The sequence below is a fragment of the Pseudoclavibacter sp. VKM Ac-2888 genome (assembly GCF_015351285.1).
Classification (GTDB): Bacteria; Actinomycetota; Actinomycetes; order Actinomycetales; family Microbacteriaceae; genus Pseudoclavibacter.
Map to the genome: position 1 here is coordinate 333,454 of NZ_JADKSM010000002.1, position 14,278 is coordinate 347,731.

The 14,278-nt window shown below is 72.0% G+C and carries 4 protein-coding genes; 1 reads left to right on the forward strand and 3 read right to left on the reverse strand.

The genetic code is table 11. The annotated features are described in order from the left end of the window. Window positions 1–34: 34 nt before the first annotated feature. Together ITJ61_RS16955 and ITJ61_RS16960 are read right to left on the reverse strand one after the other, a co-directional pair. Complete coding sequence (locus ITJ61_RS16955) at window positions 35–10,468, reverse strand: non-ribosomal peptide synthetase (protein WP_194686923.1); 10,434 nt, start codon at window positions 10,466–10,468, stop codon at window positions 35–37. Window positions 10,469–10,573: 105 nt separating this feature from the next. Beyond that, window positions 10,574–10,810: a hypothetical protein gene (locus ITJ61_RS16960; RefSeq protein WP_104240838.1), complete on the reverse strand. Its 237-nt coding sequence runs from the start codon at window positions 10,808–10,810 to the stop codon at window positions 10,574–10,576. A gap of 118 nt (window positions 10,811–10,928) precedes the next feature. Here ITJ61_RS16960 and ITJ61_RS16965 point away from each other — a divergent pair, with 118 nt between their 5' ends. Further along, window positions 10,929–13,697, forward strand: coding sequence for a rhomboid family intramembrane serine protease (locus ITJ61_RS16965; RefSeq protein ID WP_104306347.1), 2,769 nt, complete (start codon window positions 10,929–10,931; stop codon window positions 13,695–13,697). Here ITJ61_RS16965 and ITJ61_RS16970 read toward each other — a convergent pair. After that, window positions 13,661–14,254 carry an NAD(P)H-dependent oxidoreductase gene (locus tag ITJ61_RS16970; protein ID WP_104306348.1) on the reverse strand — a complete coding sequence of 198 codons (594 nt, stop codon included), beginning with the start codon at window positions 14,252–14,254 and terminating at the stop codon, window positions 13,661–13,663. The genes ITJ61_RS16965 and ITJ61_RS16970 overlap by 37 nt on opposite strands. Window positions 14,255–14,278: the final 24 nt, after the last annotated feature.

Consider the following 14,278-nt stretch of genomic DNA (forward strand, 5'->3'; position numbering starts at 1 on the left):
CGAATGGTTCTCCAGGTGCTTCGGAGCAGGCTCGCTATCGGTTGGCAAGCTGTGCATGTGAATCGGACATGAGCGTGTCGAGCACTGGGGCGATCACGCGGAGGGAGGCGTCGTCGAGCAGCGCCGAGTGGCGAGCCTGGACTCCGCTCGAGGTGACCCGACCCGTGGCGTGCGCCGCCCAGGCCTGTGGGGCTGGCCGGTCTGCCGGCACGTCGACGCGCGCCTCGAACACGTGCAGCCCGCCCTCGAAGGTGGGGATCGGGGTCGTGTCGAGGAGCGCCCCGACGCGGAGGAAGCCGCGCACCATGCGGTCGATGCTCCGTGCAGGGATGTCCGCGAGGGGGTTGCCCGCCTCTGCCAGGACTGCGCGCACCGCTTCGGCGTCGAGCTCGCCTGCCGGGGCCGCCACCTCGTTGGCGTCGAGGAACGCGCGCCACATGCGGTCGCCGCCGTCGACTCCGGCGACGGAAGAATGCTCCGTCGGGTAGGCGTCGATGATGGCGAGGAGCTCGACCTCGTCGCCGCCTCGCTGGAGGTGGGCGGCGAGGTGGTGCGCCAGGCGTCCGCCGAAGGACCACCCGACGATCCGATACGGGCCCTCGGGCTGCACGCTCCTCATGGCCTTCACGTACGCGTCGAGCAGCTCCTCGAGCGAGCTGTGCTCGAATTCGTGATCGACATCGGGCGCGATGCCGGGCAGCTGCAGTCCGTAGAGCGGCCGGCTGCCCTCGAGGTGCGCGAGAAGCCCCGCGAACTTCCAGGAGATTCCGCTCGCTGGGTGGACCGCGAAGAGCGGCTCCTGGCCGGCGGTGGAGCCGTCCGCGTCGCGCGCTTGGCGCAGCGGCAGGATCATCCGGAGGCTCTCCGCGATGTCGCCGCCACCGTCGCTTGCGAGGGCGGCGAGGCCCTCGACCGACGGCGCCTGGAAGATGGCTTGCACGGGCAGCTCGGTGCCGAGCGCGTCGTTGATGGCCCGGATGGTCGGCTGCGCGACGAACGAGTGGCCTCCGAGCGCGAAGAACGAGTCGTCGGCGCGGACGTCGTCGACGCCGAGCGTCTCGGCGAAGGCCGCTGCCACGGCCAGCTCAGCGCGTGTGCTCGGGGCGCGCCCGGTGCCTCCGCTCGCCTGCTGTTCCGGGAGGGCGTCTCGGTCGAGCTTGCCGTTCGGGGTGAGCGGGATGCGCGCGATGACCCTGATGCCGACCGGATGCATGTAGTCGGGCACCCGTCCGCGAACGGCCGCGAGCACCTGATCGGCCAGCTGTTCCCGCGCCGTGTCGTCCGACTCGGCGGGCAGCTCGCTCGGCACGATCCAGGCGCCGAGCACGGTCTGTCCGGCCGACTCGACGGGAAGGACCACGGCACTGGCGACGCCGGGCTGCTCGGAGATGACGCGGGTCAGCTCCTCGGGTTCCACGCGGTGTCCGCGGATCTTGAGCTGCGCATCGGTGCGGCCGAGCGAGACGACGCGGCTGGGCTCGTCAGGCATCGCGTCCCGCACGACCACGAGGTCGCCGGTGCGGTACATGCGGCTGCCGTCGCGGGCGAAGGGGTCGGCGACGAAGCGCTCGGCGGTGGCTGCTGAGCGGCCCGTGTAGCCGTCGGCGAGCTGGCGCCCGGAGAGCCAGAGCTCGCCGATGCTGCCAGCTGGTGCCGGTCGGAGGCGGGCATCGAGCACGTGGCCGACGACGTCCCGAGTCGTGGATCCGAGCGTGGGCTCCTTCGTGTCCTCGATGCTGGCGAGCATCGAGTCGACGCCGACCTCGGTCGGGCCGTACAGGTTCCAGGCACGGGTGCTGGTCCGGCGACGCAGCCAGGTCCAGAGCTCGCCGCTGATCGCTTCGCCGCCGAGGAGGAGCGTGAAGCTGTCCGCGGCTGAGAGGGAGTCGAGCCAGTGCTCGAGGCCCGTCTGCGCGGTGAGCGCCTCGACGTAGCTCGGCGTCGTCTCCCATGCCCTGATCTGCCGGTCGGCGAACAGCTGGACGAGCGCCTCCGGGTCGCGGCGCACGTCGTCTGCGATGACGTGCAGCTCGTGGCCGCTCGCGAGCCACAGGATGGGGTCCATGGCCGCGTCGAAGCCGACGCCGGTGGTGTGCGCGACGCGGATGCGGCGCTCGGCGGCGTCCGGCAGCAGGGTCGAGCGGTGGCTGCGCAGGAGGCTCGCGAGAGCGCGGTGGGGCACCTGGACTCCCTTGGGGACCCCGGTCGTTCCCGAGGTGAAGATGAGGTAGGCGGGGGCGTCGAGCTGCGCGGTGCGCACCTCGGAGCCGCCGGTCTTGCCCGCCTCGCCGCCGGCGCCGGCGCCTTCGGCGAGGATCTCGTCGAGTCCTCCGTCGATGACCAGCGCGGGACGGGCCGCATCGAGCATCGCGTCGACGCGCTCGTTCGGGTACTCGGGGTCGATGGGCATCGCGACGGCACCGGCCCGCCAGATTCCGAGGAGAGCGGCGACGGTGTCGATCGACCGTGGCAGGCGGTAGGCGACGACGCCGCCCCGTTTCACGCCGCTGCGACGCAGCGCAAGGGAGACCTGCTCGGTCCGCTCGGCGAGGGTCCGGAAATCGACCGCACCGTCCGGGGCGACGACGGCCGGTGCGTCCGGGGTGCGCTCTGCCGCGGCGTCGAAGGCCTCGAGCACGGAGCGGAGGTCCGCGTCCGCAGCCGCGTCGCCGTCGGGCCGCCAGGCAGGCAGCCGTTCCGGGGTGCCAGGGATGGTGATCGACGCGAGCGGTGCATCCGGGGTCTCGGTCGCGACCGTGAGGAAGGCGAGGAGTCGCTCGACGAGGCCGTTGGCCGCTGCCTCGCTGAACAGCGCGGAGTTGTACTCGAGCACTCCTGGCACGTCGGAGCCGGCCTCGGCCGGGCGCAGCGTGAAGGACAGGTCGAACTTCGCGCCTCCCGTGCTCTCCGGGGCCACGGGCGAGACGTCGACGCCGGGGAGCGCAAGCGGCAGATCGCTCTGCTCTTCCACGGCCAGCATCGTCTGGAACAGGGGGTGGCGTCCGAGCACGCGTTCCGGCGCGACGGCCTCGACGATGCGCTCGAACGGCACCTGCTCGTGGTCGATGCCGAAGAGCGCTGACGCTCGTGCGGCCTCGACGGCGCCTGCCAGGGTGGTGTCGTCTCCGAGCTGGATCCTGAGGGGCAGCGTGTTGACGAAGAACCCGATCAGGTCACTCAGGTCAGCATCCTGGCGCCCCGCCGACGGGGCCCCGATCACGAGGTCCGTGCCCGAGCCCGTGCGCATGAGGAAGCCGGCGAGCGCGCCGACCCAGCCGTGGAAGCCGCTCGCGGACGTGCCGGCGGCGACGGAGCCGAGACCGGTGGCGACGTTCGCGGGGACCGTGAAGGCCAGCTGGCGCGCCGGCTGGGCGCTCCCGGCTTCGCGGGCGCCGTCTGCGCTGAGCTCCAGCACCGACGGCGCACCGTCGAGGAAGTCGGTCCAGGCGGTGAGCTCGCGTGCTTCGCGTGCCTCGTCCTCGTGCGCCGTGAGCAGGCGCGCGAAGTCGGCGAACTGGGCAGGCAGCGGGCGCCGGAGTGCTGCGGAGCCGCTCCTTCGCGCCGTGTACGCGGTTGCGAGATCGTGGGCGAGGGGGGCCAGCGAGGCTCCGTCGGTCGCGATGTGGTGGATCACGAGCTGGAGCAGCCAGGATCCGTCGCCCTGCTCGGAGAGTCCCGCGCGGAAGGGCAGGTCGCGAGTGAGGTCGAAGCCGGCGGAGGCGTCGACCGGCTCGCTCTGGAGCAGGCCGGAGACCGGGGCGTGGATGCGCTGCACGGGTGCCCCGTCGGCCTCCGGGTAGCTCGTGCGCAGCACCTCGTGGCGGGCGACGAGGTCGTCGAGCGCGCCGACGAGCGCCTCCCGGTCCAGTTCGCCGTCGAGCCGAGCGCTGAGGACGACGTTGTAGTCGCCGGAGCTCGGCGCGAGTCGGTTGAGGAACCAGAGGCGGGCCTGACCGGGGGAGAGCGGGAGCGGCTGTCCGGCCACGCGGGGGTTCGCTGCCGTCCACTCTCGAAGCGGCGGGCGCGTGCTGGAGACCACCATGTGGGCGTCCTCGGTGCGCTCGCCGGTGCGGCCGAGCAGCGCCAGCAGGCCAGCAGGCGTGGGGGCGTCGAAGATCGCGCGGAGCGCCGGTGCGGTGCCGAAGCGGGTGCGCAGCTCCCCGGCAAGCGCGACGGCGAGCAGGGAGTGCCCGCCGAGGCGGAAGAAGTCGTCGTCCAGTCCGACCTCGTCGAGGCCGATGACGGCGGCGAACGCCGCGCAGATGGCGCGCTCGTCCTCGGTCTGCGGGCGCCGCGAACCCGCGGCGGACTCGGGCGCGGGCAGCGCTGCGAGGTCGACCTTCCCGTTCGGAGTCAGGGGCAGACGCTCGAGCACGGTGACGCTCGATGGCACCATGTAGTCGGGCAGTGCGGCACGGGCGTGGGCGGTGACGGTCCGGGCATCGGCGGTCCCGGCGACCCAGGCGACCAGCCGCGCGCTGTCCTGTCCGGCAGGCGCGTGGATGGTCGCGACTGCGGCATCCACGCCAGCCGTGCGCTCGAGGCTGCGTTCGACATCCCCGAGCTCGATGCGGTAGCCGCGCAGCTTGATCTGGTCGTCGTCGCGGCGGAGGAACTCGAGCTCGCCCGATCCGTGGCGGCGGACGATGTCGCCGGTGCGGTAGAGGCGGGTGCCGTTGCCGGAAGGGTCGGCGATGAAGGCGGTCGCGGTCTCGGCGGCTCGCCCGCGGTAGCCGTGCGCCTCCGAGGCGCCGGCGAGGTGCAGCTCTCCCGGCACTCCGTCCGGCACATCCCTGAGGAATGCGTCGAGCACTCGCGCGGTCACGTTCGCGACGGGGCGGCCGATCCGCACGTGTCCTGGTTCGCTGATGCGGGTGACGACGGAGTCGACGGCGAACTCGCTCGGGCCGTAGAGGTTCCACGCCTCGACGCCGACCGCGGCGAGGAGGGAATCCCAGAGCTCTCGCGAGACGGCCTCGCCGCCGAGCGCGATGAGCAGGGGCGTCTCCCGGTGCGCGGCCCGGTCGAGGAGTCCCGTGCTGATGAGCTGTCGGACGTAGGAGGGCGTGGTCTCGAGCACGTCGATCGCGGCGTCGTCGACGCGCTGCACGAGCTCGTCGGCGCTTCGTCGCGTGCCGTCCGTGGCCATCACGAGCGTTGACCCGGCGGCGAGCCAGAGGATCGGGTCCCAGGCGGCGTCGAAGCCGAGGCCGGCGACGTGGAGGACACGCGGGGCTCGCCCGTCCAGGCGCGAGCGCAGCGGGGCGATCATGGCGTCCTCGTGCTGCGCCTGGACGTTGGCGAGCGCGGAGTGCGGGACCTGCACGCCCTTGGGAGTGCCGGTCGTGCCCGAGGTGAACACGAGGTAGGCGGGCTGCTCGGGGCGGGGGAGCTCTGGCAGGCTCGTGTCCTCGGCGCTCTCCCCGAGCGCGACGAGCGCGGCGGGGGAGGCTGCCGGAGTGCCGGAGTCAGCGGCGAGGGCGGCGAGGCGGTCCGCATCGCTCGCGACGAGCAGCGCGGGCGTGCTCGCCTCGAGGATCTGCGCGATGCGCGCGTCCGGGTAGTCGATGTCGATGGGAACGGCGATCGCTCCGCTGCGGAGCGCGGCGAGCACGAGCGTCACCGCGTCGACCGATCGCGGAAGCGCGACGGCGACGCGATCGCCGGGACGCACGCCGGAGGCGACGAGCCCCAGGGCCGCGGCGTCGACGCGGGCTCCGAGCTCGGCGAACGAGAGGTGTTCGTGCTCGTCCTCGAGCGCAGAGGCCTGGGGTGCGCGGCGGATGCTGGCCGCGAGCACGTCGAGGACGGTCCCTTCGACGGTCAGCGAGCGGCCACGGGCCTGCGTGTCGATGCGGTGCCGCGTCGCGGCGTCGACGGCGGGGATCTCCGAGAGGGGGCGCTCGACCGACTCGACCATGGCGGCGAGCATCCGGTCGACCGTGTCGCGCATGCGCTCGATCGTCGATTCGTCGAAGAGGGCGAGGTCGTAGGCGAGCGCGGCCTCGAGCGGCCCCTCGTCGCCAGCGGGCGTCGAGAAGTCGAGCATGAGGTCGGTCTTCACGCCCGCCGTCGTCACTTGGCCAGGGACGGTGACCTCGACGTCGCCGAGGTCGAGCCGCGCTGGTTCTGTGTTCTGCAGCGTCAGGAGCACCTGGAAGACGGGGTGGCGATCGGCGACGCGAGCGGGGCGGACGGCGTCGACGACAGCATCGAAGGGCACGCCCTGGTGCGCGTAGGCGTCGGTGTTCCCCGCCCGGACCCGCTCGATGAGCTCCTCCAGGGTCGGGTTGCCGACGAGCGAGGTGCGCAGTGCGACCGTGTTGACGAAGAAGCCCACGAGCCGCTCGAGCTTGGGGTCGACGCGGCCCGCGACAGGTGTGCCGAGGACGATGTCGGTGCCAGCGCCGTGCTGCCCGAGCGCGGCTGCGACCGCGGCGTGGAGGACGATGAAGAGGCTCGTGCGGTGCTCCGAGGCGACGCGGCGCAGCGCGAGGTGGCGTTCGGCGTCGAGCTCGAAGGCGAGGTGCCCGATGTCGCTCGGCCGGCTCCCGCGCTCGCGGTCTCGCGGCAGGTCGATCTCGTCCGGTGCGCCCGCGAGCGCCCGGCGCCAGAAGTCGAGCTGAGTGCTCATGGCGCTCGTGGAGTCCTCCTCCGAGCCGAGCGACTCCCGCTGCCACAGGGTGTAGTCGGCGTAGGAGACGGGCAGCGCGGGGGACGGGGCGGCGCTCGAGCCGGCGGACTCGGGAGCCGTGCGCGCCGTGTAGGCGGCGGAGAGGTCGGCGGCGAAGGGCGCGAGCGACCAGCCATCCGAGGCGATGTGGTGCATGGTCGCGACGAGCACGTGCGAGGTCGCGGAGCGGCGCAGGAGCACAGCGCGCAGGGGAACCTCGACGGTCACGTCGAAGGGGCGCAGCGATTCCTGCCTGACGATCTCGTCGACGCGGTCCGCGGGGACCTCGACGGCCGTGAAGGAGGGGGCGCCCTCGTCGATCGGGAGGATGCGCTGGCGCGGCTCCCCATCGATGTACGGGAAGACGGTGCGCAGCGGCTCGTGGCGCTCCGCGACGTCCCGGAACGCCCAGCGGAGGGCGGCAACGTCGAGCTCGCCGTCCAGGTGCAGAACGACGGGGATGTTGTAGGCGCTCGAGCCTGGCTCGAGGCTGTTCAGGAACCACAGGCGACGCTGGGCGAGTGAGACGGGGAGCTCGTCCGTGTGGGGTGTCGGAACGAGCGGGAGCGTCCGAGCGGCGTCGGCATCCTCGGCATCGAGCGAGGCGAGGCCTGCGACCGTGGGCCGCTCGAACACGTCGCGCACGGTGACCTGGCGTTCGAGGCGCTCGGAGAGCTTCGAGGCGAGCTTCGTGGCGAGCAGCGAGTGCCCTCCCGCGGCGAAGAAGTCCTCGTCGACGCCGATCGAGGTGATGCCGAGCACGTCGGCGAAGGCCTCGGCCGTGACGCGCTCCGCGCGGGTGCGGGGCTGCTGCACGGGGTCGCTCGGCGCCTGGTCCGGTGCGGGAAGTGCGCGCCGGTCGAGCTTCCCGTTCGGCGTCATCGGCAGCTCGCTGAGCGCGAGCACGCTGCTCGGAACCATGTAGCCCGGCAGCTCGGTCGCGAGGGAGGCCCTGGTGCGGGCGGCCAGGTCCGTGATCTCGCTGTCACCGGTCACGTAGCCGACGAGGCGGGCGGATGCGCCTTCGCCGACCACGATCGCGGCGGCGGCCGAGACGCCGGGCTGCCGACGCAGCGCGGCCTCCACCTCGGCGAGCTCGACTCGGTAGCCGCGGATCTTGATCTGCTCGTCGATGCGGCCCAGGAAGCGGAGCGAGCCGCTGCGGCGGCGACGCACGACGTCTCCGGTGCGGTACATGCGCGTCCCGTCGCCGGCGAAGGGGTCGGCGAGGAAGCGCTCGGCGCTGAGGCCTGGCTGCCCGACGTAGCCGGAGGCGACGTTCGCGCCGGCAAGGTACAGCTCGCCGATCGCGCCGTCGGGAACGGGCGTGAGCGATGCATCCAGGAGGTAGTGGCGCGTGTTGCGCACGGAGGTGCCGATGTGCGGCTCGGAGCCGCTCTCGATCGGCGCGATGAGGCTGTCGACGGTCGTCTCCGTCGGCCCGTAGAGGTTGAGGGCGCGGACGTCCGGCTGGGCCGCCAGGACATCCCAGAGCGCGGGTCCGACGGCTTCCCCGCCGAGCGCGATCTCGGTCGGGTAGCGGTCCTGGTCGAACAGCCCGCCGGCGATCAGCGCCTCGGCGAACGACGGGGTCGTCTCGATCGCGTCGATCCCGTGCTCGGCGAAGTACGCGGCGAGCCGCTGGGGGTCACGGCGGACGTCGTCGTCGATCATGTGCAGCTCGTGGCCGGCGAAGAGCCAGAGCAGCGGGTCCCAGGCGGCGTCGAACGAGAGGCCAGCCGTGTGCGCGACCCGCGCCGGCCTACCGAGGCGCTCGGCTGCCGGGTCGAAGATCTCTGCCCGGTGGTGCTCGAAGAGGTTCCGGAGGGCGAGGCGGTCGACGCCGACGCCCTTGGGGCGGCCGGTGCTGCCCGAGGTGAACACGACGTAGGCCAGCTCGGAGGGAGCCACCGTCGGAAGGCCGCTGAGGTCCGCCGTCTTCCGACGCCAGGCGACCGACGTGTCGGCGTCGATCGGGAGGGTCGCGACCCGCCACTGCGCTCCCGCCGCCAGGTCGCGCTGCTCCTGCGCCTTGCTCGTGAGCAGGAGCGCTGGCTGTGCGTCTTCGATCATGTTGCCGACTCGGTCGATGGGGTACTCGGGGTCGAGGGGGACGTACACGCCGCCGGCCTTGAGCACCGCGAGCACCAGTACGGGGAGGTGTCGGCTGCGCTCGATGCGCACGGCGACCGTGCGCCCCGCACCGACGCCCTCGCCAACGAGGTGGTGGGCGAGCCTCGTCGAGAGTGCGTCCAGTTCAGCGAAGGTGAGCGTGCCGTCTGCGGCGACGACCGCCGTCTCCGCGTCTCGGACCGCTGCGACCTTCGAGAAGGCACGCAGCACGGACTCCTGGCCGATCGGGACATCGTCGCCTGAGCCCTGCTCGAGGAGCCCCGCGATCTCGTCGGCGCGCACGACGTTGGCGTCGGTGACGGTGGTGGTCGCCGGCTCGTCGAGGACCTGCGAGAGCAGCTCGAGCATCCGCCAGGCGTGCTCGCGCAGGACGTCGCTCGTGTACAGCTCCGCGTCGCCCTCGAGCTGGAGCGTCGGCGCGGCGGCCTCGCTCGTGAGCCCCGAGATGACGACGGACAGGTCATGCACCGGTCCCGTCGACAGGATGTTCACGGTGCCGCGAGCGCGGCCGAAGACCAGCTCGTCGATGACCGGGAGGAGATTGACGGAAGGGCCCGCGAGCGCGTGCGTCTGGGCCACCTCCTCGACTCGGAACTGCTGGTGGGCGACGGCGCCGCGGACCGCGTCACCGGCATTGGCGATGACCTCGGAGAGGCTGAGCCCCGCGGAGACGTCGACGCGCAGGGGGAGGATGCTCGAGAGCATCGAGGGGGTCGTCTTCGCGACCTTGCCGCGCCGCGCTGTGACCGGGAGGCCGAGGGAGACCCGCGCCTGTCCGGTCATCTTCGACAGGTACAGGGCCACGAGGCCCACGGCCGTCTTCGGCAGGTCGCGGCCCAGCGCTCGCAGACGAGCCGCGTCGGCCTCCGGGATGCTCGTCGAGACGCGCACGACGCGCTTGGCGGCGCGTCCGGTCGTGCCCTCGAGGCCCGTGACGACGCTGTCGTCGGCGAGCTGGGCGCGCCAGTAGTCGGCATCCGCCTCGTGCTTCTCCGACGACGCGTACTCGTCGAGATGCTCGTGGAGCTCGTGCAGGCCGGGCAAGGGAGACGCGCTCCTCGCGGCGAGGTGCGCGATGGGCCCGGACAGGAGCGTGCCGAGCACGCCGCGAGGGGCGCTCTTCTCGAGCCGGGTGTACGCGCCGGCGAGGTAGCGCAGGCCGACGACGGCCGAGTAGCCGTCGAGGAGCACGTGGTGGACGCGCTGGAACAGGAGCCAGCGCTCCTCGGCGACGCGGTACAGCGTCGTGCCGAGCAGGTCGCCGCCGGTCATCGACCGGGGCGTCTCCAGCTCGAGGTCCATGCGCTCGCGGGCGACCCGGACCGCCTCCTCCTCGCCGAGGCGACGGAGATCGGACGCCGTGAGGAGGTCGGCCGTCGGGGAGGGGCGCTCGAGCACGGCGTACGGCCCGTCGCCGTCCTCGGCCAGGACGAGGCTCATCGCGTCGAGGTCGGCAACCGTCTTCGTGAACGCGATCCGCAGCAGCCCCTCATCGACCTGGCCACGGAGATCGAGGTACTGCCCGATCTGGTAGCTGGGGTTCTCGGGGTCGAGCTGCTGGGCATACCAGATGCCCAGCTGCGCTGCCGTGAGGGGAAGGCGATCTGGGGAACCCGCGGTGGTCTGCTGGTTCGTCTCGATGCGGCGGCTGGTCTCGGTCACTGTGCGCTCCTCATAGAGGTGCCGAGGTCTCCCTCGGCACCTGATGTCCTGCTCGGCGTGCGGCGCTGGCCGCTGGGCTGCCTCCTTCGGACGGAGGCGGACCCGCTACTGGAACTGGCCGATCTGGAGAGAGTTGAGGAGACCGCCGAGGTCGATGAGCGGGCCGTCGATCAGGGGGCCGTTGATGAGGGCACCGCCGGCCAGCGTCGACACGGAGCTCGAAGCCGACGCGGGTGCGAGCTCGGCGGCGCTCGCGGGAGCGGCCGTCAGGGCGACGGCGCCGAGGGAGAGGGCTGCGGCCGTGGAGAGGCTGGCGATGGTCCGAGTCGTCGTCTTCTTCATGTGTTGCTCCTCAATTCGCTGTGTCCGGGGTTGGTCACGGGGGTCGTTCGGAGCGCATCTGGCGGCGGTTTGGCAACAATCCCGCGTCTCTCGGGCATTTCACAGCTAGCCTGAACCCGTGTTCGACTGGCTCATAGCGCTCCCCCCACTTCTTGTCGTCCTCCTCGTGGCGGTCATCGTCACGCTCGAGAGCCTCGGCCTGCCCCTCCCGGGCGAGAGCGTGCTCATCGCAGCCGTGCTCATGAGCGTCGCGGGCACGGGTGTCGACCCCTGGCTGCTCGCCGCCGCCGCGGCCGTCGGCGCCATCGTCGGCGACTCGATCGGCTACTACATCGGCAAGCGCTGGGGCGCACGCCTGCTGCGCTACCTCTCGCAGCGGTACCCGAAGTACTTCGGCGTCGCGCGCATCAACGCGGCGGTCGGTCTCATGCAGAAGTGGGGTGCGTACGCGGTCTTCTTCGGACGCTTCATCGCGCTCCTCCGAGTCTTCGCCGGCCCGCTCGCCGGTGCCATGGCCATGCCGTACGGGCGCTTCCTGCTCGCGAACGCGCTCGGCGGTATCGCCTGGGCCACGGGCGTCACCGCCATCACCGTCGCGCTCGGGAAGAGCGCCCTCGCACTCATCCACGCCTTCGGCTGGGCCGCGCTCGCGGTCGCCGCGGTCCTGGTCATCGTCCTCGTCGCGATCGTCGTCTATCGAGCCCGGCGCCGACCAGAGGGTGCGGAGGCGACGAGCGAGACCGAGCAGGAGCTCGACCTCCTCATCCCCGCGGCGAAGGACGCGCAGGACTCCACCCCGGGAGACGCCGCCGCTCGCGACGCCCTTGCCGCAGCCGTGCGCCCGATCGTCACCTTCGCTCGCCGGGCCCCATTCACGACCGCGCTCTCGCTCGTCATCATCGCCATCGGCATCGCGACGGGGGCCATGTGGCACCTCTCACGGGCGCAGCCCTGGTACGGCGATGTCGCCTTCGGCATCCCGCCGCTGGAGGCCGGCATGTGGTGGACCCCCATCACCGGATCGCTGCTCGGCGGCGGCGCCTGGCACTACGCGCTCCTCATCGTGCAGCTGCTCATCGTCGGCGGCGTCTTCGAGTTCCGCTTCGGCTGGAAGCGCACCGCACTCGTGTTCCTCGGCGGCCAGACCCTCGCGGTGCTCGGCACCCTCGCCATCGTCGCGGCGCTCGCCCCGACCGGCTGGGAGTGGGCGACGCGCCTCGCCGACGACCTCGACGTCGGCGCATCCGGCGGCATCGCCGCCCTCACCGCGGCGCTGGTCTGGGTGCTGCGTCCGCCGTGGCGCCTTCGACTCGGGCTCGCGCTCGGGGCGCTCGTCTCCCTGCGCCTCCTCTACGTCGGCGACCTCGCCGACATCGAGCACTTCCTGCCGGTCACCGTCATCTTCACGATCTACGCCGTGCAGCGCCATCGCAAGACGGGCCTCGCGACGAGCACGCGCGAAGACCGGCTGATCGCGTTCACGGCCCTGATCGCGCTCGGGACGGCCCAGGTCGTCGCCGCGTTCTTCTCGCTCGACGGCCCGCTCGGCAAGACGGACGCGGAGACGGAGACGTGGGTGGGCGTCGCCATCGACGTCGTCGTCATCCTCCTCGTCGCCAACGGGATCAGGCGGGGCCAGCGCTTCGCCTGGGTCGTCGCGGTGGCGCTCGGCGTCTTCAACCTCCTGGAGCTCGCCCTCATCGTCGTCGTGGTCGCGACCTCCGGCAGCCTCGACGAGGGCCTCACCATGAACTTCGCCGGCTCCCTGCTCTGGGTGCTCGTCGTGGTCTTCCTCATCGTCGCCCGCCGCTCGTTCGCGGTCCGCGTGCGGCCGTCGAAGAACTCCCTCTCAGGCGAGCGCCGAGGAACGGTCGAGGAGGCTCGCGAGATCCTCCCGAGGGTCGGCGGCAGCACGATCTCGTGGATGACGCTCTGGCCGCGCAACCACTACCTGCTGAGTGCGAAGAAGGACGGCTACATCGCCTACCAGGAGTACTCGGGCGTCGCCCTCGCGCTCGGCGACCCGGTCGCGCCGAAGGAAGAGCTCAGCGACCTCATCCACGACTTCGCCTCTCGGGCCGAGCTGGCCGGGCACACGCCCGCCTTCTTCTCGGCGACCCGCGCGACGGTGGATGCGGCCCCCGCGAGCTGGCAGCGCGTGCAGGTCGCGGAGGACACGATCATCGACCTCCCCGGGCTCGAGCTCAAGGGCAAGCCGTGGCAGCCGGTGCGCTCGGCCGTGAACCGTGCAGAGCGCGAGGGCATCCGCTTCAAGATGACGACCCTCGCCGAGGAGCCATGGGCGGTGCTCGCGCAGGTGCGCGCGATCTCGGAGGACTGGGTCGGCGACAAGGGACTGCCGGAGATGGGCTTCACGCTCGGCGGCGTCGATGAGGCCCTCGACCCGGCCGTGCGCCTCGGCATCGCGATCGACGACGACGGCAGCGTGCACGGCGTCACGTCGTGGCTGCCGGTGTACGGACAGGATGGCGCGGTCCGCGGCTGGACGCTCGACCTCATGCGTCGACGTGACGGCGGCTTCAAGCCCGTCATGGAGTTCCTCATCATCTCGTCGGCCCTCGCCTTCCGGGACGAGGGTGCCGCCTTCGCCTCGCTCTCCGGAGCGCCGCTCGCGGGGTCGGGGCAGGCGGAGGCGACGGCGCTCGACCAGGTGCTGAGCCAGGTCTCCGAGCTCCTGGAGCCGCTCTACGGCTTCTCCTCGCTGCACAGCTTCAAGACGAAGTTCAATCCGCGATACGAGCCCATGTACCTGCTCTACCGCGACGAGGCCGACCTCCCGCGCATCGGCATCGGCCTGACGCGCGCCTACCTCCCGACGGCGACGACGGGTCAGCTCATCAGGGCGGGTCTCGGCGCGGGCAAGTAGCGTCTCGCGTCCTTCGCGCCGAGCCGGGCCGCGTCGGCGAGCCACTCCTCGCGACGCCGCTCGGTCGAGGTCTTGACGGGGGAGTAGCGGGTGACCGCGATGGGCCCGAGGCCGACGAAGCCGAGCACGTGGGTCTTGAGCTGCCTGATCGGCGTGTTGCCGGTCAGGCGCAGGTAGATGCCTGGGCTGTCCGCGGTGAGGATGATGCGCGCGCTGCGTCCCTTGAGCAGGCCCTTCGGCAGCGGGCCGGAGGCGTCGTAGGCCATGCGCGGCAGGAGCAGCCGGTCGAAGAACCCCTGCAGGAGTGACGGGACCGAGCCCCACCAGACCGGGGTGACGATCACGATGCGTGCGGCGTCCTGGATCGCGCTCCAGGCTTGCTGCAGATCGGGCTCGAGCTCCTGGCGCCTGGTGTAGCCGCGTCGGAGATTCTGATCGAAGACGAGGTCGCGGACGGCGAGGACCTGAGCGTCGCCGTGGGCGTCGGCATAGCGCGCGGCGAGGGCCGCGCAGAGCGAGTCGGGGTTGGGGTGGCCGTCGATGACGAGGGTGTGCATTCGGGCTCCAGAGCCTTGAAGTGG

Coding starts and splice junctions, on each gene's coding strand:
- ITJ61_RS16960 (WP_104240838.1), bottom strand. CDS start 10,810: ATGAAGAAGACGACGACTCGGACCATCGCCAGCCTCTCCACGGCCGCA.
- ITJ61_RS16970 (WP_104306348.1), bottom strand. CDS start 14,254: ATGCACACCCTCGTCATCGACGGCCACCCCAACCCCGACTCGCTCTGC.